Below are 17949 nucleotides of genomic sequence, written 5' to 3' on the forward strand. Positions count from 1 at the left end.
ATTAACGAAGTAAAGCTTCAGTTAATACAGGGCGAATCTCACGAATAATTGCTTGCGTAAGTTTAGGTGAGCCGCAGATAATGTTACCGCTGTGGTTATAGTTATTACCACCTGCAAAATCAACAACCATACCGCCAGCTTCTTTAACCATTAATTCACCCGCAGCGCTATGCCATGGTTTTAAACCAATTTCAAAGAAACCATCAACGCGCCCAGCTGCAACATAAGCCATATCTAATGCTGAGCTACCTGCACGGCGAATATCAGCAGTATGTACAAACAAGGCTTTGAATGCTTCAGTGTATGCATCAATGTGGTGTTTGTTTTTGTATGGGAAACCAGTGGCAAGTACAGTACCTGAAAGTACAGTCGTTTTGCTTACACGAAGACGCTTGCTATTTAGCTGTGCGCCTTGACCACGAGAGGCAGTGAAAAGCTCACCACGAATAGGATCGTAGATAACAGCTTGGTCTAAACGACCTTTTACTTTAAGTGCGATAGAAATCGCATAATGAGGAAGACCTTTGATGAAGTTTGTTGTGCCATCAATAGGATCTACAATCCATTGGTAATCTGCATCCTTGCCTACATGTTCGCCTAACTCTTCACCAACAATAGAGTGAGCAGGGAAAGACTGTAAAATAGTGTCACGTATTACGGCTTCGGCTTCTTTATCAATATTAGTTACTAAATCGTTAGTGCCTTTTTGTTGCACTTCAACTTTTGATAAATCTTCACTTGCGCGAAGTAAAATTTTGCCTGCGTTGCGCGCAGCGCGAACCGCAATGTTTAACATTGGATGCATGGTATACCCTTGGGTTGTAAAAGAACGTTTATATATTTCAGCCGGCATATTCTAGCGATTTTTGACACAAAGTAAACAATAAAGCCTAAATAACTTTGTGTGTTTTTTATACGTTATTGTTTACGATAAGGTTTGTTGGTATTGTTTTCCGTCAGCCGTCAGCCGTCAGCCGTCAGCCGTCAGCCCATAAATTTGCATTCTATGGTTTTTGTTCCTATATATTCAACTTATCGTCTATGGACTGGAAATATAATGAACTTTGAAAATTTAGCTGTATGGAAGCGCTCAGCAAGATTAAGCGCTGATATTTATAAATTTACGGTAGAGCTAACCGATTATGGTTTTAGGAATCAATTAACCAGATCGAGTTTGTCTGTACCTAGTAACATAGCCGACAAAATTGCAGGAGCAAATTTTGAACGCGCTTGCGCGGCCTCGAAGAGGTGAGATAAATGGACTTATCGAATAAGGAATGACTCGCGAAAGTAACAAAGAGCGAGTTAGATTCTTAGATATTTCTAGATCTTCGTTAGCGGAAGCGAGAACACAAATTTATATCGGGATAGACATTAATTATATAAATAAAAATATCGGCGTTCAGTGGATAAATGAAACAATAGAGCTATCAAAAATGTTGACAGCTCTAAAGGAAAAAATCAAAGCTGATAGCTGATAGCTGATAGCTGATAGCTGATAGCTGATAGCTGATAGCTGATAGCTGATAGCTGATAGCTGATAGCTGATAGCTGATAGCTGATAGCTGATAGCTGATAGCTGATAGCTGATAATTTGCTTGGTGACAATAGCGTTTTGGACCCACCTGATCCCATGCCGAACTCAGTAGTGAAACGAAACAGCGCCGATGATAGTGTAGCATTTGTTATGTGAAAGTAGGTCATCGCCAGGCTCCAAATAAAGAAAGCCCGACTCATAGAGTCGGGCTTTTTTACGTCTGCAGGAAAGTGAAAAAGTGAGCAAGGTGCAAGGTGGCGAGTGTCGCTCAGGCGTTCACCTGAAAGCAACACACCCCCATATATAGGTTGTCGCGATAAATCACGACCTACACTGAGTGAACTCAAATAGTGTGTGTAATACCAATCTGCATAAATATTTGAACAATTTAACGAATTAAATCACGCTATAACGTCGTTAAAAATTTTTATTTAGAACAACTAGATACAAAAAAATTTTGCCTAGTTATAGCGCAATTTTCTTGTTATTAAATAGACCCCATATCTATCCAGATTGGTATAAGAAAGCTTATTTATATCCGTTAGGGTTATTGTTTTGCCAGCGCCACGCGTCTTGCATCATTACCTCTAGTCCACGTTCTGCTTGCCAATTAAGCTCAGTGAGTGCTTTTTCAGGTGCAGCATAACAAGATGCTATATCACCAGGGCGGCGTGGAGACACTTGATAGGGAACTTCTTTTCCACAGGCTTTACTGAACGCATTGAGCATTTGTAGTACAGAGTAACCATTACCTGTACCAAGGTTGTATACATGTGCACCAGTATCTTGATTAATTTTATTCAATGCTTTTAAATGGCCAAGAGCTAAGTCAACAACATGAATATAATCGCGTACACCAGTACCATCAACGGTGTCATAATCATCACCAAATACGCCTAACTGTTTTAATTTACCAACCGCAACTTGTGAAATATAAGGGAGTAGATTGTTTGGGATACCATTAGGGTCTTCGCCAATCAGACCAGATTCATGTGCGCCAACGGGGTTGAAGTAACGCAGTATAGCAAAAGCGAAGCGTTCATCTGATTTTGCTATATCTTGCAGCATCATTTCCACCATGAGTTTTGATGTACCGTATGGATTTGTTGTGCCACCTACTGGGAAATCTTCACGAATAGGTAAGCTCGCTGGATCACCATATACTGTTGCGGATGAGCTAAAGACGAGTTTAAAAACATCAGCATCTCGCATAGCATCTACAAGGGTAAGTGTACCTTGCACATTATTTTGATAATACTCGATAGGCTTTACTACAGATTCACCTACAGCTTTCAGTCCTGCAAAGTGAATAACACTCTTAATAGTATGCTTTGAAAACACATTAGCTAAAAACGCCTTATCGAGAATGTCACCTTGATAAAAAGTGATCTCTTTACCTGTTATGTTTTTTACTCTTGTAAGCGATTCTTTTGACGAGTTGCTTAAATTATCAATGACGACGACGTCATTACCCTGCTGTAGAAGCTCTAATACTGTGTGCGAGCCAATATACCCAGCACCACCTGTTACTAAAATTGTCATGTAATCTCCATATAGGGCAAGCTTTTAAGTTGACGTAATTCCATCATATATAGTGATGAATTGCATGCGCTATCGTTAAATTTAGTCCGTTTATTTGATATGTATATCTTTTTGGCGAATAGAGGTATATTTGATTACATAATTGATGTAAATGATAACAACTTGATGTGCATATATTAAGCTATAGTTAAGTCGTTACTGCTAGTATCTTACTTATATTTGGTTAGTTACCTATTGGAGAAAATTATGAATATGGTCAAAAAAATTGCACTTACTTTCTTAGTCGCACTACCTGTGTTTGCCCAAGCAGGTGAGGCCGTAGTTAAATGGCAAGATTTTAATGATTATCGTGATGTTCGTCCATCAAATGAAGTGAGAGGGTCTTTTCATAAACGCGTAGCATCGAGTTTTGAAAAGCACTTTACTAAGCTCGCCGAAAATTTACCTGAAGGCTATAAGTTTAATGTAGAAGTAACGGAGCTAGATTTAGCCGGAGATGTTCGTTTTGGTGGTATGAATGAGTTACGTATTATAAAACCTATCTACTTTCCACGTATTGAATTTACATACTCTGTGACAGATAAAAATGGAAAGATTTTGACTGAAAGTGACAAAGTATCGTTAAAAGATATGGGTTTTATGGATAAAATTAAAATGGGCCGTGATGATGCATTTTATTACGATAAGCGTTTGCTAACAGATTGGTTTAAAAAAGAATTAATTCCAGCAGTTGTGCCTCAATAAGTAAATTTAAAAGGCACGAATATTCAAGTATTAGTGCCTTTAGTTATTATTTAAACGTTGTTAATAATTGCAATATTTGTTGTAATTTAATCACGGTTGTTTTTAATTTTTCTTCACTAAAGCCATCGCTACTTAAGCTTTCGACATCGGCTGCAACATCAAGTACGTATGGTTTGAAGCGCTTAGCTTCAAAATCAAAGCCTGCATCGGCTGGGAAGAGAGCCTTAAATTTACCGTGGCCTTGTTGTTGAAGCTCATCTAATTTTTTATCGGCATCAAGTGATTGACGATAAACAACTTTTAAGTTTTCATTTAGTTGCTCAATAATTGAATCCATTTTTTTCCTAAAGCTTTAAACTGCGATGCCGATATATTACGTGGATTGCATATAAAAGTCAGGTATTGAACTATGAATATATCAGGTGGAAGTTTACCAGCCATGAGTGGCACAGCACAAAGCGGCGAAGTATACAGCGCTGCTTTAGCTAAAAAGCAGCAACAAGCTGATGGCGCCGCTGCATTAGCCTTAATTGAAGGTGCAGCAAGCTCTAGTGCAGCACAAACGCCTACTAAGTCGGTTACAGCATCACTGGGTAATAACGTAAACGTATACGTATAGACTCTACGTTCATGTAAGCTTGAGATCGATAGGGGTTTTACTTTGTTGTCCGCCGATCTCGCGCACCAGTTTGGGCACTAAAAAACCAGGTAATGCGAGTAGCATTTCGCCCACAATTTTGCGTGCCTGCTCCTCTTTGATATCAAAATGACTCGCACCTTCAACTTTGTCTAACAGGTATAAGTAGTAAGGTAGTACATCGGCATCAAATAATGCTTCGCTTAAATCAATTTGAGCCCGAGCGCTATCATTTACATCTTTTAAAATCACCGCTTGATTGAGTAATGTAACACCTGCTTTTTTTAACTTTTGCATAGCCGTTTTGAATTCATTATCGATCTCGTTGGCATGATTAATATGATTGATAAATATAATCTTTAGCGGTGAGTCAGCCAAGCGCTGGCATAGTTCATCAGTAACCCGAGATGGGATCACAACAGGTAAACGGCTGTGAATTCGCATCCGCTTAATTTGTGGTAATTGTTCAAGTTCATCCATAAACCAACTAATCGCATCGTCTTTGGCCATTAATGGATCACCACCACTTAAAATCACCTCGTTAATATTCGTGTCCGATTTAATGTAATCGAGTGCATCAATTAAACTGCGTTTGTTTAGTTGGTTCTCTTGATACGGAAAGTGGCGACGAAAACAGTAACGGCAATTTACAGCACAGCCTGTTTTAAACATCACTAAAACACGAGAACGATACTTGTGTAATAGCCCAGGTTGTTTGTTATCTTGTTCTTCTAAGGGATCTTTATTGAAGCCTGTTTTTGCAATGAATTCTTGGTGGCGTGGCATGACTTGTAATAAAAGAGGGTCATTTACATCACCATGGCGCATTTTTTTTATAAAAGGGACAGGCACACGAACAGGGAATAAACTGCGAGCTTTTATGTCGTTTTCATGGACTTGGCTTGATAAGCCAAGCATTTCTAATAGTACTTTTGGGCAAGTAACGACATTTGCTAATTCTTTTTGCCAGTTTTTATGCAAATTTGCTTCATTTCTTTGTATCATTGGCACGTAAATTACTCGAAAAATTATTAGATAGAGGAAACGATGGCGAATTATAGCACCAACGAGTTCAAGGGCGGCCTAAAAATTATGATGGACGGCGAGCCTTGCAGTATCTTAGAAAATGAAATGGTAAAACCTGGTAAAGGCCAAGCGTTTAACCGTGTTCGTATTCGTAAGCTTATTTCAGGTAAAGTACTTGAAAAAACCTTTAAATCGGGTGAGTCAGTTGAAGGTGCTGATGTAATGGATACCGATCTTGCGTATCTTTACACTGATGGTGAGTTTTGGCATTTCATGAACAACGAAACATTTGAGCAAATTGCTGCAGATGAAAAAGCACTTGGCGATACTGTTAAGTGGTTAGTTGAAAATGACGTATGTACTATTACGTTATGGAATGGCAGCCCAATTGCTGTTGCTGCGCCTAATTTTGTAGAGCTAGAGATCACAGAAACAGATCCTGGCCTTAAGGGTGATACGGCGGGTACTGGTGGTAAACCTGCGACCTTAAGCACTGGCGCAGTCGTACGTGTTCCTTTATTCGTGCAAATTGGTGAAGTTATTAAAGTCGACACCCGTAACGGTGAATACGTAAGCCGTGTTAAGTAAGCTTTAAAAATACGACTTAACTAAATCCTGGCTTTAAGCTGGGATTTTTTTTGGAGAAAATATGTCAATCGATCTTTGGCAGCCAAGCGCACAAGTAAATACTTTGGCGCAACGAGCTACAATCTTACGAGCTATTCGTGAGTTTTTTTATCAGCGTCAGGTGATGGAGGTTGAGACACCTAGTTTAAGTAGTGCAAGTGTTACCGACGTGCATTTAGCGAGTTTCAAAACGCAATTTATTGGTCCAGGATACGCGCAAGGTTTACCTTTGTATTTACAAACATCCCCAGAATTTGCCATGAAGCGTTTATTGGCTGCGGGCAGCGGCGCGATTTATCAAATCTGTAAAGCATTTCGTAATGAAGAAGCTGGCAATCATCATAATCCAGAATTTACTATGCTTGAGTGGTATCGACCGGGGTTTGATGAATTTTCCTTAATGGACGAAATGGATGAGCTGATACAGTTAATTTTAAATGTGCAGCCTGCAAAACGTTTAACCTATCAACAGGTTTTTGAGCAAGCGCTAGGGATCGACCCGCTAACAGCTACAATTGCACAACTGCAAAACATTGCCTGCGAGCAGGGCTTTGCCGATATAGCTAAGCATGAAACGCATCGCGATACATTATTGCAGTTATTGTTTTGTATGAAAGTAGAGCCGACTATAGGCCAAGATAAACCGTGTTTTGTGTATCACTTTCCCGCATCACAAGCTGCGCTGGCGAGTATTTGTGAGCATGATACAAGAGTTGCTGGGCGGTTTGAGCTTTATTATCAGAACATGGAGCTTGCAAACGGCTTTAATGAGCTTACAAACGCACAGGAGCAAGCAAAGCGCTTTAATGATGACAATGTGTACCGTAATGCAAATAACTTAACTGCGGTGCCTATAGACACGCGTTTAATTGCCGCGCTTGAGCATGGCTTGCCACAATGTGCCGGTGTCGCATTAGGAATTGATAGATTAGTGATGCTAGCGACAGATAAAAATAGCATCAAAGAAGTTATCGCGTTTGATGTTGAAAGGGCTTAATTAAAGAGCTAGGTAACTAGGTGCTAGAAAATCCTAGAGCCTAATTACCTAGAACCTATTATCTATAATTCGTAAATAAAGGTAACACCAGCGACCATAGGCTCGCCTTGCTGTGTATATGTATGAGTAACCCAGCCATCACGAGGATCGTTTGCAAATTCAAAACCGCGGGTAGGTGCCTCTTCATCAAATACATTACGGGCCCAAGCGCGGATTGACCATTGGTCGGCCTCATATCCAGCAGTAAAATTAACTAGATTAACATTGGACGCTTGTGAATTGTGGCTATCAGAAAAGTAATAGTCGTCTTTACCTTCAATACCTACCGTAGCAAATAACTCATCAGTAAAGTTATAACGAGCGGTAAATGCGTACTGGTATTTAGGTGCTTGAGCTTGCTCACGACCGTCTTGATCTAATGGAGGTGAATAGAGGCTTGTTCTAGCTACATAATCATTAATCTTAGTATCTAAATAACCAACACTACCAGTAAAAAATAAATCATCGGTTAGCTGGTAGCTGCCTTCAATTTCTAGACCGTAGTTCTCACCAGATCCTGCATTATCAAAATAGCTAGTAAAGTTTTGACCTTCTACCAACCAAGACTTTAATTGCATGTCTTCACGGTACATATAAAATGCCGCTAAGCGCAGTACAAATTTGTCATCCAATGAGCTGCCTTTAACGCCGAACTCGGCATTCCATAAGTACTCAGGATCAAAAGTTGTGTGTTGTTGAAAAAAGTCAGCGCCGAGGCCGAACTCTTGTGCTTTGGCGAGGGCTTCAGAGTTAATGCCGCCAGCTTTGTAGCCGCGAGTAATACTTGTGTAGATCATTGTTCGATCAATTACTTGATATTCAAGGGCTACTTTACCACCGACCATTACATCATCACTACTCACAATAAACCCATTACTGTCACTGTAATCACTACTGTGCTCTTCAACACGTAGACCAGTAATCAATGTTGTTTTAGCATTTATTGGAGTGGCTAATTGACCATAAACAGCAACATTACTAACTTCATAAGTAGAATTAAATAAAGCTAAATCAGAATTTTCTATGCGTTGACGATCAAGCCCTACATTACGGTTTTGATAATAGATTCCGGTAATCCAGTCTTGGGCTTTTCCATTAAATTGCAGCTCTGCCGTTTTATCTTTGCGATCACGATAGTATGCATCTTTGTAGCTATAACTTTGCTCATGTAAACCTGCACCACATAATTTTGGCTTACTGGTATCATTACATACCCAGTCTTCATCAAAGCTATATAGTAATTCACTGTCTATGCCTGATAAGTTTAAGCTCACATCAAATAGATCAAAACCGGTATAAATATTGGCAAGCCCTACAGCAATACTTTCTTGGTTATCTTGTCCTGGGCTATCCGCTACACTATTACGGCTATTATCAAGGGTAAATGCGTCATAGCCATTGTTAATATCAATATAGTGAACGCTTAATTCAGTACGTAAATGATCGCTTAATTGGCTGTGTAGCTTAAAGCGGCTGATCATTTCATCTTGTTGTTGTGTTGGCTTACCTAAATACTCATTATCCATAAAGCCATCAGATTCACGTTGGTAAATACTGGCGCGTACCGCAGTGCTGTCAGTAATACCAATGCCGGCAGCAATACCTGCTTCGTAGCTATTATAGTTACCAGCACCTAGTTGAACCTTTACACTAGGATCAAATGTAGGATCAGCTGATTCCATTTGGATCATCCCACCCAAACCATCAGCACCAAAGCGCGTACCTTGTGGGCCGCGATAAATTTCAATTTGGTTTACATCAAAAAGTAATGAGCTGCCACCAAGACCTGAATAGTTAATGCCATCAATCACTAAACCAACCGATGGGTTAATTGGATCAACGAATTGTGAGCGCAGACCAACCCCACGAATTTGGATAAAGCGTCCGCGAGATGCACCAGATGAAAAGTTAACATTAGCGGCACTGGCCAACATTTCATCTAAAAAGTTAGCGCCTCGGTCATTAATTTCTTGCTGGCTAAATAAACTGGCGCTGGCACTGAGGGTTTGAATGCTCTCTTTTTGAAAGTCCCCAGTAACAAGTATTTTTTCAAGATCAGTATCTTCAGCAAAAGCTGGGGCGCTTAATAAAGGTAGTAGCGCAGCGGTAATTAAAGACAGACGTAGTTTCATTCGGTTGCTTAACTCCATTTCAGGGACTTGTATGATAACAACTATTCTCATTAAAGTCGTTATTCAACTTTTGGGTGTCTATATGTTATAAACGCGCACAGTATACATAATTAGGATTACGAATATGACATTTAAAGTAGACTTTAAAGTGCGCGACTATGAATGTGATTTACAGGGTATAGTAAACAACAGTGTTTATTTTAATTATTTAGAGCATGCTCGCCATGAATTTTTATACGCCAACGGCATTGATTTCGCGCAGCTTGCCCGAGATAAAATTAATTTAGTGGTTATGCGTAGTGAGATAGACTATAAACAGTCTTTAGTGCCTGGCGATGAGTTTTATGTTGTTGTAGAGCCGGAGCGTATTAGCAGATTAAAATTCGGATTTAGGCAAACCGTGATACGTAAAAGTGATGATAAAGTCATGCTTAAAGCATTAGTAATAGGAACTAGTGTCAACGAGCAAGGGCGACCATTTTTACCAGAGCAAGTTAATCAGCTATTTAAAAGTGAATAATTCATTAGTGCGAATGTTTTTTACTATCTTAGAACAATTTTTTACATTTAAAACATGCATTATTAACGGTAAAAACTGTTAATTATTGTTACTATGTGTTGATTGAATTTTAGGTTAAGAATCACATGAAATTAGCAGCAATACCGATGCTTGTTATCGGTTTTTGTATTGGCTGCTCATCGACAGGGACAGTCACAAGTGAGCAATTGAAATACACTAAGTGGCAACTATCACATGTTGATGGTTTAGCGATCCCGACATCTTACACTGCATCATTAAGTTTTATTGAAGCGTTGCAAGTCAATGGTTTTGCGGGTTGCAATAAATTTTTTGGCGAAGGCTTGCTGGATGATAATCATTTAACGGTTAATAAGTTAGGCATGACCCGAAAATCATGTGGTGATGAGTTAGATGCGTTTGAGCAGCAATTTTTAAATGCGTTGAAGCAGGGTGTGCCGTTACAAATCCAAAATCAACAATTAGTTTTAAATGGCGAACAGACATTTGCGTTTATTCCTGCAAGTTAACCCCTTGCAGGCTAATTACATCTGACGTACACTCGTCAGCGAACAATATATAGAATTTTTACTTGTCGGAGTGCCTTGAGTTTTAGCTCAAAGGCTGAGATCGCGAAAGCGGGATCCGTGAACCTGATCAGGCTAACACCTGCGTAGGGAACAAGCTGCCATAAACGGGTGCTTGTGCGCCTGTTTGGCGTATAAGTACTCTGGCTGCCAAGGTTGGTAGTGCTTTTTTGTAACACCAATCTACGATCCATGTAGCATTTGCTACTCTCTATTGCATTGCAATATCTGACGAGACAACCCTTTAGCAATGAGGTAAGTCATGTCAAATACATCAAATAAACCGTCTCGCCGCGAAACCCGTGCGGCTGCATCAGATTATATTTATAACCTTACTGGGCAACCTTTTCCAAGTTCACACAAAGTGTATGTACAAGGTACCCAAGAGAATGTACGCGTTGGTATGCGAGAAATTACGTTAAGCGATACTTTCATTGGTGGCACTGATGAAAACCCAGTTTACGAGTCAAATGCACCACTGCGTGTTTATGATACATCGGGCCCATATACAGACCCAGATTTCACTCTTGATGTGCGAAAAGGCCTTGATAAATACCGTGAACAGTGGATTGAAAACCGCGGCGATACCGAGGTGCTGGAATCAGTTACATCACAATTCTCACAGCAACGTATGGCTGACGAAGGTCTTGACCACATTCGTTTTGAACACTTACCTAAAATTCGTCGCGCTAAAGCGGGTAAAAACGTCACGCAAATGCATTATGCTCGCCAAGGTATTATCACACCAGAAATGGAATATGTCGCAGTACGCGAAAATATGGGTCGTGCGCAAATCCAAAAAGAGTTATTAGCGCAGCAGCATAAAGGTGAATCGTTTGGCGCGAGCATTCCTGAGTTTATTACTCCTGAATTTGTACGTGATGAAATTGCTCGCGGACGTGCAATTTTACCAAACAATATTAACCACCCTGAAACCGAGCCGATGATAGTAGGGCGTAACTTTTTAGTGAAAGTAAACGCAAATATAGGTAATTCATCAGTAAGTTCATCTATCGAAGAAGAAGTTGAAAAAATGGTGTGGTCAACCCGTTGGGGCGCTGACACCGTAATGGATTTATCAACAGGGCGTTATATTCACGAAACCCGCGAGTGGGTAGTACGTAACTCGCCTGTGCCAATTGGTACCGTACCAATTTATCAAGCACTTGAAAAAGTAAATGGTGTAGCAGAAGACCTAACATGGGAAATCTTCCGCGACACCCTAATTGAACAAGCTGAGCAGGGCGTAGATTACTTTACTATTCACGCTGGTGTTTTACTACGCTATGTACCTATGACGGCAAAGCGTGTTACCGGTATTGTATCGCGTGGTGGTTCAATTATGGCTAAGTGGTGTTTAGCGCACCATAAAGAAAACTTTCTTTATACGCATTTTGAAGATATCTGCGAGATTTTAAAGCAATACGATGTGTGTTTCTCATTAGGTGATGGCCTGCGTCCGGGGTCAATTGCTGATGCCAACGATGATGCACAATTTAGTGAATTGCGCACACTTGGTGAGCTGACAAAAATAGCATGGAAGCACGACGTACAAGTCTTTATTGAAGGTCCAGGCCATGTGCCAATGCACATGATCAAAGAAAACATGGAAGAGCAACTTAAGCATTGTGATGAAGCGCCATTTTATACGCTTGGCCCGCTTACAACTGACATTGCACCAGGTTATGACCATATTACCTCCGGTATTGGTGCGGCACAAATTGCGTGGTATGGCTGTGCAATGTTGTGTTATGTAACACCCAAAGAGCATTTAGGTCTGCCAAATAAAGAAGACGTAAAAGAAGGGCTGATCACTTATAAAATAGCGGCCCATGCTGCAGATTTAGCAAAAGGTCACCCGGGAGCACAAGAGCGTGATAATGCATTGTCAAAAGCGCGTTTTGAGTTCCGCTGGCATGACCAATTTAATATTGGTTTAGACCCAGTTCGCGCCCGCGAATACCATGATGAAACGCTACCGCAAGAGTCAGGAAAAGTAGCGCATTTTTGCTCTATGTGTGGGCCAAAATTCTGTTCAATGAAAATCACCCAAGAAGTGCGCGAATATGCCAAAGACCTAGAAGCCAGAGGTATCGATCCAAACAATGTTGGTGAGAGTATTGAAATAAAAATGGTTGATGTGGAAGCTGAGATGAAAGCTAAATCTGACGAGTTTAAACAAACTGGCTCAGAGATTTACCATAAAGCGGTTTAAAAGCTAGTTGTAAGCGATAAGCTTTAAGTTGTAAGCAGAGCACCGCTTATGGCTTACAGCTTATAGCTGAGAGGTTATTATGTCTTACAAAATTGCGGTAATAGGTTTTGGTTTAACTGGGCGTTTGGCGGCGCTTGAATTGAGTATGCTGCATCAGATAACTGTATTTGAAGCGGGTGATGAGCAAGCGCTTGATAGTGCAGGCCGTGTTGCAGCGGCAATGCTTGCACCACTTGCTGAGTCTGTTTTGTGTGAACAAGATTTAGCATTAATGGGGCTTGATTCGATAGCCCGTTGGCCTGCTATTTTAGCGCAGTTAGATGATGAGGTGTTTTTTCAACAGCAGGGCACATTAGTGGTTGCTCATCAGCAAGATAAAGGCGATTTACAAAGCTTTGCTCAGCGCCTAAAACCTTTGCTGGGGCATCAGGCTCATTCACTAACCAGTACACATATTAATGAACTCGAACCTGAGTTATCTGGGCGTTTTAACCAAGGGCTTTATTTACCTTGCGAAGGGCAAATTGATAACCAAGCATTTTATCAGGCAAGTTATAAAACACTACAAGCACGAGGCGTGAGTTTTGAATTTGGTAAAACAATTGATATAAGTTCAGAAAGTATACAAGGCGCGTTTGACTATATAATTGATTGTCGAGGGCTTGGGGCAAAAAGCGTCAGTTGTAAATTACGTGGAGTCCGTGGTGAAGTTGCGCGTTTATATGCGCCTGAGGTTAAACTTACTCGGCCCATACGACTAATGCATCCACGTTATCCCATTTATATTGCACCTAAACCTAAGCATGAATATGTTATTGGCGCGACCGAAATTGAATCACAAGATAATGGTCCAGCCACAGTGCGTTCAACGCTTGAGTTACTTTCTGCTGCATACACCGTTCACAGTGGTTTTGCTGAAGCGAGACTGTTAAATATTCAAACTGGTTTACGCCCAGCATTTAGCGATAACCGCCCACAAGTAAGCAAGCAAGGTAAGGTGATCAGCATTAATGGCCTGTATCGCCATGGTTATTTATTAGCGCCAAGTCTAGTGGCTGATGCCGTAGCTAAAATCGAATAAGATGAATAAAACTATGAATATAATGATAAATGGACAGCCATTTGTATTAAGTGATAAGCACACGTTACTCGATGCGCTTAGCCAATTTGGCGCGAAAGAGCCATTTGCAGTGGCATTAAATGGGGTTTTTATCGCGCGTAGCTTATGTGCAGATACACAATTGAATGAAGGTGATAGCCTTGAGTTACTCTCGCCAATTCAAGGGGGATAGTATGAAAGATTGTATCGACGACAGTTTTAATATTTATGGCGAACAGATTAATAGTCGATTATTAATTGGCTCTGCACTGTATCCCTCACCGGCGATTATGGCTGAGTCGATTGAGGCGTCTGGTTCGCAGATTGTCACTGTGTCTTTACGCCGCCAGCAAAGTGCTGCTGCGGGGGATGATTTTTGGCAATTAATAAAAGACACTGGCTTAAAAATATTACCTAACACCGCAGGTTGCCACAGTGTTAAAGAAGCGGTTACATTGGCGCAAATGTGCCGAGAAGTGTTTGCCACCGATTGGATTAAATTAGAGTTAATCGGCGACGAATACAACCTGCAACCCGATCCCTTTGCACTGCTTGAAGCGACTAAAATCCTTTTAGCTGAAGGATTCAAAGTGCTACCGTATTGCACGGATGATTTAGTGCTATGCCAGCGCTTAGCGCAGGCCGGGTGTGAAGTGTTAATGCCATGGGGTGCGCCAATAGGCACAGGTAAAGGGTTGTTAAATCAATATAATTTAAAAACTATTCGAGAACGATTGCCAGAGCTGACTTTAATAGTTGATGCGGGCCTTGGTCTCCCCTCACATGCCTGCCAAGCACTCGAAATGGGGTATGATGCGGTATTATTAAATTCAGCCATTGCGGGGGCGGGTTGTCCTGTCACTATGAGTTGTGCATTTAAAGCTGCGGTTGAAGCTGGACGTTTTGGTTATTTGGCTAAAGCAATGCCTGAAAAAGAGGTTGCGGCTCCCTCAACACCAACAATGGGTATGCCATTTTGGCATCAAGATAAAATTTAGGATAAATGTGTTTATGAAACAGGTTGTTTGGACAATTGCAGGCTCAGATTCAGGTGGCGGTGCAGGTATTCAGGCTGATATTAAAGCGATGCAAAGCTTTGGTGTGCATGGCTGTACAGCAATTACCGCACTCACTGCACAAAATAGTTTAGGCGTTGAAGCACTAAATCCTATTTCTACAGAGGTTATTGAATCGCAGTTACTTGCGCTTGAGCATGATATGAAAGCCGCAGTAATTAAAATCGGCATGTTAGCAAATGTACAGCAAATTCAACTTGTCAGTGAACATATTAAGCATTATCAAAGTACTTGGCCTGTGCCGCCTTTAGTAGTGTATGACCCCGTTGCGATTGCCAGCAGTGGTGATTTACTTACCGAAGAAGACACCGTTAGTGCAATTAAAGAATGTTTATTGCCGCTGGTAGATGTGATCACCCCGAATACGCACGAAACGCAGCTGTTAACGGGTGTGTATTTAATTGGACCAAGCGCCGTAAGAGAAGCCGCAGCAAAGTTACAAAGCTGGGGCGCAAAAGCCGTGGTGATCAAGGGCGGTCATTGGGATTACCCGAGCGGTTATTGTATTGATTATTGTATCGATGGCAGCACCGATGGGGGGAGTGAGTATTGGCTCGGCAATGAAAAAATTCAAACACCACATAGCCATGGGACTGGCTGTAGTATGGCCTCTGTTATTGCGGCGTGTTTAGCAAAACAATACCCCTTAAAAGATGCCTTTATTTTAGCAAAAGCGTATATCAACCAAGGCTTAAAAGCCGCAGTACGTTATGGTGAAGGGATTGGCCCTGTGGCACAAACGTGTTTCCCTGAAAACCTTGATGATTACCCACAAGTGATTGAAGCCGGGAGTTGGCTTGCTGACGAATTAGACTTTGATGCGCCAAATGAATTTACTATGGCTGCTGGTTTTCCTGCTTGTGAGAGCAAACAGCTTGGTTTATATGCTGTTGTTGATACTGTTGATTGGTTAGAGAAATGCCTGGCGCAAGGTATTAAAACCGTCCAGCTAAGAATGAAGCAAGGTACAGAGCGTGAGCTTGATGATGCCGTGGCTGCTGCGGTGATGCTGGGTAAAAAATACGATGGTCATGTATATATAAACGATCACTGGCAGTTAGCAATTAAGCATGGCGCGTACGGTGTACATTTAGGTCAAGAAGATTTGCTTGAGGCTAATTTAGTCGCCATTAAAGAAGCTGGGCTGCGTTTGGGACTTTCGACGCATGGGTTTTATGAAATGCTTCGTGCTCATAATTATCGTCCTAGTTATATGGCGTTTGGGGCAATATACCCAACCACCACTAAAGATATGACAGGGCAAATACAAGGTCTTGAAAAACTAAAACACTTTGTGCCGTTAATGAGCGATTACCCAACAGTGGCGATCGGTGGCATTGATTTAGCACGCGCGAGTGAGGTTGCAGCAACTGGCGTGGGCAGTGTGGCTGTTGTTAGAGCCATTACAGAGGCAAGTGATTATCAACAGGCGATAGCAGAATTACAAATGGCGATTAACAGCGATGGCTGAGGTAATCGAGGGCGCTTTATCTGACAAAGAGCAGTTGCGTTACAGTCGCCATTTAATGCTTAAAGAAGTTGGCCTTGAAGGGCAGTTAAAGCTCAAGGCAGCTCACGTTGTGGTGGTTGGCGCTGGTGGTTTAGGCAGTCCTGCCTTGTTGTATTTAGCTGCTGCTGGCGTTGGCAAGCTTACTTTATTGGATGATGATAACGTTGAGCTTTCAAATTTACAGCGCCAAGTGCTTTATAAAGTAAATCACCTTGGGCAACAGAAAGTCAGTGCGGCGGGTAAAGTACTGAGTAGCTTAAATAATCAAATTACGATTAACACCTTAAACATTCAGCTTAGTGCTGAAAATGCCGAGCAGATTTTTACAGACGCAACCCTAGTGCTTGATTGCAGTGATAACTTTAATACTCGTTATGTGGTTAATCATTTTTGTTTAAAGCTCGCTATCCCTTTGGTTTCTGGTGCAGCAATCGCAACCGATGGACAGCTAATGTGTTTTGATTTTCGTGATCAACACAGCCCATGTTACGGTTGTGTGTTTCCACGAACCGCTGATGAGCAGACGCTTAACTGCAGTAATGCTGGTGTGTTAAGTCCGTTATTAGGTGTGATTGGTTCAATGCAGGCATTATTAGCGGTTAATGTAATTTTAGGTCATCATCAGGGAAGTAAATTTGTTCGCTTTGATGGCTTAGGTTTAGTGCAGCAGCAGTTTAAATTAAGTAAAGCGCCGCAGTGTGCAGAGTGTGGCTGTGAAGAGGCTTGAAATAATAGAACGCGGAATGACTGAATTAGTCTTCCGCGTTTTTATTTAAGATTAATAATTAATAATTAACAATTAATCTCGGCAAATGGTGTGCCCATACGCGTTACCGTTTCCGGCTTTTGATCATCTAAAATACCTGCTTTATTAGCACCCCAGGCTAAAATAACGGTTGAGCCTAATTTAAAGCGGCCCATTTCATCGCCTTTTTTCAAGGTAATGCTGTTGTCACCTGAGGTTGGGTAATTCCAGCTAAAGACATCTTTACCTGCTGGTGGGGTAACTGTACCAGCCCAAATGGTTTCGATGCTGGCAACAATTGTTGCGCCCACTAGCACCATAGCAAGAGGGCCAATTTCAGTATCAAAAATCGCCACTACACGCTCATTACGTGCAAATAAGTTAGGCACATTTTGCGCGGTCAGTGGGTTTACTGAGAATAAATCACCCGGAACGTAAATCATTTTGCTCAAGGTGCCATCAATCGGCATATGAATACGATGATAGTCTTTCGGAGCAAGGTAAATCGTTGCGAACTCGCCACCTAAAAATGGTGCTGTATCCTGCTCAGAGCCACCTAGTAGCGCTTGTAAGCTGTAATCATGTCCTTTAGCTTGAATAAGCTGACCGTCTACGATAGCGCCTAGCTGGCTAATTGCACCATCAACGGGATGAGTAATGATGCTATCATCGGTTGTTAATGGGCGCACACCTTCTTTTAATGGGCGAGTAAAAAACTCATTAAAGGTTTTATAGTGAGCCGGATCGCTATACTGCGCTTCGTTCATATCTATTTTATATTGTTTAATAAACAATTTGATCAAAGTAGTGGTTAATGCACCAGCTTTAGCCGCGGCTAACTTGCCTACCATACGAGATACAAAATGTTTTGGCATTGCGTACTGCATTGCGATTTTGAATTTATCTAAACTCACAAGTT

Annotated in this window: 18 protein-coding genes, 1 rRNA gene, 1 pseudogene and 1 riboswitch; of the genes and pseudogenes, 14 read left to right on the plus strand and 6 right to left on the minus strand. The window is 41.3% G+C overall.

The genetic code is table 11. The features are described 5' to 3' along the window. Position 1: 1 nt before the first annotated feature. Entirely contained in the window at positions 2-805 is an 804-nt protein-coding gene (gene suhB / locus ACJJVX_RS06370; RefSeq protein WP_054452814.1) for an inositol-1-monophosphatase, read from the minus strand. Between the two features lie 252 nt (positions 806-1057). Here suhB and ACJJVX_RS06375 point away from each other — a divergent pair. Together ACJJVX_RS06375 and rrf are read left to right on the plus strand one after the other, a co-directional pair. Then, positions 1058-1478: pseudogene (locus ACJJVX_RS06375) on the plus strand (four helix bundle protein). A gap of 119 nt (positions 1479-1597) precedes the next feature. Beyond that, positions 1598-1712, plus strand: a 5S ribosomal RNA gene (rrf, locus tag ACJJVX_RS06380). 353 nt (positions 1713-2065) lie between these two features. On the opposite strand, the gene galE is transcribed toward rrf, so the two are convergent. Further along, positions 2066-3079, minus strand: a complete 1014-nt coding sequence (gene galE / locus ACJJVX_RS06385) for a UDP-glucose 4-epimerase GalE (RefSeq protein ID WP_054202970.1) — start codon at positions 3077-3079, stop codon at positions 2066-2068. A 246-nt stretch (positions 3080-3325) separates the two neighbouring features. Here galE and ACJJVX_RS06390 point away from each other — a divergent pair, with 246 nt between their 5' ends. Beyond that, the gene (locus ACJJVX_RS06390; RefSeq protein WP_054202971.1) at positions 3326-3823 is read left to right on the plus strand and encodes a DUF3016 domain-containing protein; all 498 of its coding nucleotides are present in this window, start codon (positions 3326-3328) and stop codon (positions 3821-3823) included. Positions 3824-3869: 46 nt separating this feature from the next. On the opposite strand, the gene ACJJVX_RS06395 is transcribed toward ACJJVX_RS06390, so the two are convergent. Next, a complete protein-coding gene (locus ACJJVX_RS06395; RefSeq protein ID WP_054202972.1) occupies positions 3870-4160 on the minus strand; it encodes a hypothetical protein in 291 nt (96 codons plus the stop codon). Between the two features lie 72 nt (positions 4161-4232). On the opposite strand from ACJJVX_RS06395, the gene ACJJVX_RS06400 reads away from it, so the two are divergent. Beyond that, a complete protein-coding gene (locus ACJJVX_RS06400; protein ID WP_054202973.1) occupies positions 4233-4442 on the plus strand; it encodes a hypothetical protein in 210 nt (69 codons plus the stop codon). 9 nt (positions 4443-4451) lie between these two features. Here ACJJVX_RS06400 and epmB read toward each other — a convergent pair whose 3' ends face one another. After that, positions 4452-5465 (minus strand): EF-P beta-lysylation protein EpmB, encoded by a 1014-nt coding sequence (gene epmB, locus ACJJVX_RS06405; protein ID WP_054202974.1) that lies wholly within the window; start codon positions 5463-5465, stop codon positions 4452-4454. Between the two features lie 42 nt (positions 5466-5507). On the opposite strand from epmB, the gene efp reads away from it, so the two are divergent. Both efp and epmA read left to right on the plus strand, forming a co-directional pair. Continuing rightward, the gene (efp, locus tag ACJJVX_RS06410; RefSeq protein ID WP_054202975.1) at positions 5508-6074 is read left to right on the plus strand and encodes an elongation factor P; all 567 of its coding nucleotides are present in this window, start codon (positions 5508-5510) and stop codon (positions 6072-6074) included. 61 nt (positions 6075-6135) lie between these two features. Further along, a complete protein-coding gene (gene epmA, locus ACJJVX_RS06415) occupies positions 6136-7110 on the plus strand; it encodes an elongation factor P--(R)-beta-lysine ligase (RefSeq protein WP_054202976.1) in 975 nt (324 codons plus the stop codon). A 62-nt stretch (positions 7111-7172) separates the two neighbouring features. On the opposite strand, the gene ACJJVX_RS06420 is transcribed toward epmA, so the two are convergent. Continuing rightward, positions 7173-9281 (minus strand): TonB-dependent receptor, encoded by a 2109-nt coding sequence (locus tag ACJJVX_RS06420; RefSeq protein WP_054202977.1) that lies wholly within the window; start codon positions 9279-9281, stop codon positions 7173-7175. A 124-nt stretch (positions 9282-9405) separates the two neighbouring features. Between ACJJVX_RS06420 and ACJJVX_RS06425 the strand changes: the two genes are divergently transcribed. From ACJJVX_RS06425 to ACJJVX_RS06460, 8 genes are all read left to right on the plus strand, one after another. Beyond that, positions 9406-9801: an acyl-CoA thioesterase gene (locus ACJJVX_RS06425; RefSeq protein ID WP_405630676.1), complete on the plus strand. Its 396-nt coding sequence runs from the start codon at positions 9406-9408 to the stop codon at positions 9799-9801. A 125-nt stretch (positions 9802-9926) separates the two neighbouring features. Beyond that, positions 9927-10328 carry an META domain-containing protein gene (locus ACJJVX_RS06430; RefSeq protein WP_064435819.1) on the plus strand — a complete coding sequence of 134 codons (402 nt, stop codon included), beginning with the start codon at positions 9927-9929 and terminating at the stop codon, positions 10326-10328. A gap of 56 nt (positions 10329-10384) precedes the next feature. Next, a riboswitch (TPP riboswitch) is annotated at positions 10385-10495 on the plus strand. Between the two features lie 152 nt (positions 10496-10647). Continuing rightward, positions 10648-12600, plus strand: a complete 1953-nt coding sequence (gene thiC / locus ACJJVX_RS06435) for a phosphomethylpyrimidine synthase ThiC (protein WP_342884677.1) — start codon at positions 10648-10650, stop codon at positions 12598-12600. A 79-nt stretch (positions 12601-12679) separates the two neighbouring features. Next, positions 12680-13681, plus strand: a complete 1002-nt coding sequence (locus ACJJVX_RS06440; protein ID WP_405630678.1) for an FAD-dependent oxidoreductase — start codon at positions 12680-12682, stop codon at positions 13679-13681. Between the two features lie 13 nt (positions 13682-13694). Beyond that, positions 13695-13892, plus strand: a complete 198-nt coding sequence (gene thiS / locus ACJJVX_RS06445) for a sulfur carrier protein ThiS (RefSeq protein WP_054203180.1) — start codon at positions 13695-13697, stop codon at positions 13890-13892. A 1-nt stretch (position 13893) separates the two neighbouring features. Further along, positions 13894-14697, plus strand: coding sequence for a thiazole synthase (locus ACJJVX_RS06450; RefSeq protein ID WP_054455861.1), 804 nt, complete (start codon positions 13894-13896; stop codon positions 14695-14697). Between the two features lie 13 nt (positions 14698-14710). Then, positions 14711-16246: a thiamine phosphate synthase gene (thiE, locus tag ACJJVX_RS06455; RefSeq protein WP_169327572.1), complete on the plus strand. Its 1536-nt coding sequence runs from the start codon at positions 14711-14713 to the stop codon at positions 16244-16246. Beyond that, complete coding sequence (locus ACJJVX_RS06460; protein WP_054455864.1) at positions 16239-17012, plus strand: HesA/MoeB/ThiF family protein; 774 nt, start codon at positions 16239-16241, stop codon at positions 17010-17012. Before thiE ends, ACJJVX_RS06460 begins: the two co-directional genes overlap by 8 nt. 65 nt (positions 17013-17077) lie before the next feature. Here ACJJVX_RS06460 and asd read toward each other — a convergent pair whose 3' ends face one another. Continuing rightward, on the minus strand, positions 17078-17944 hold the full coding sequence (gene asd, locus ACJJVX_RS06465; protein ID WP_197279048.1) for an archaetidylserine decarboxylase: 867 nt from the start codon (positions 17942-17944) through the stop codon (positions 17078-17080). Positions 17945-17949 lie beyond the last annotated feature (5 nt).

The organism is Pseudoalteromonas sp. Ld20, from assembly GCF_045064175.1.
Classification (GTDB): domain Bacteria; phylum Pseudomonadota; class Gammaproteobacteria; order Enterobacterales; family Alteromonadaceae; genus Pseudoalteromonas; species Pseudoalteromonas neustonica.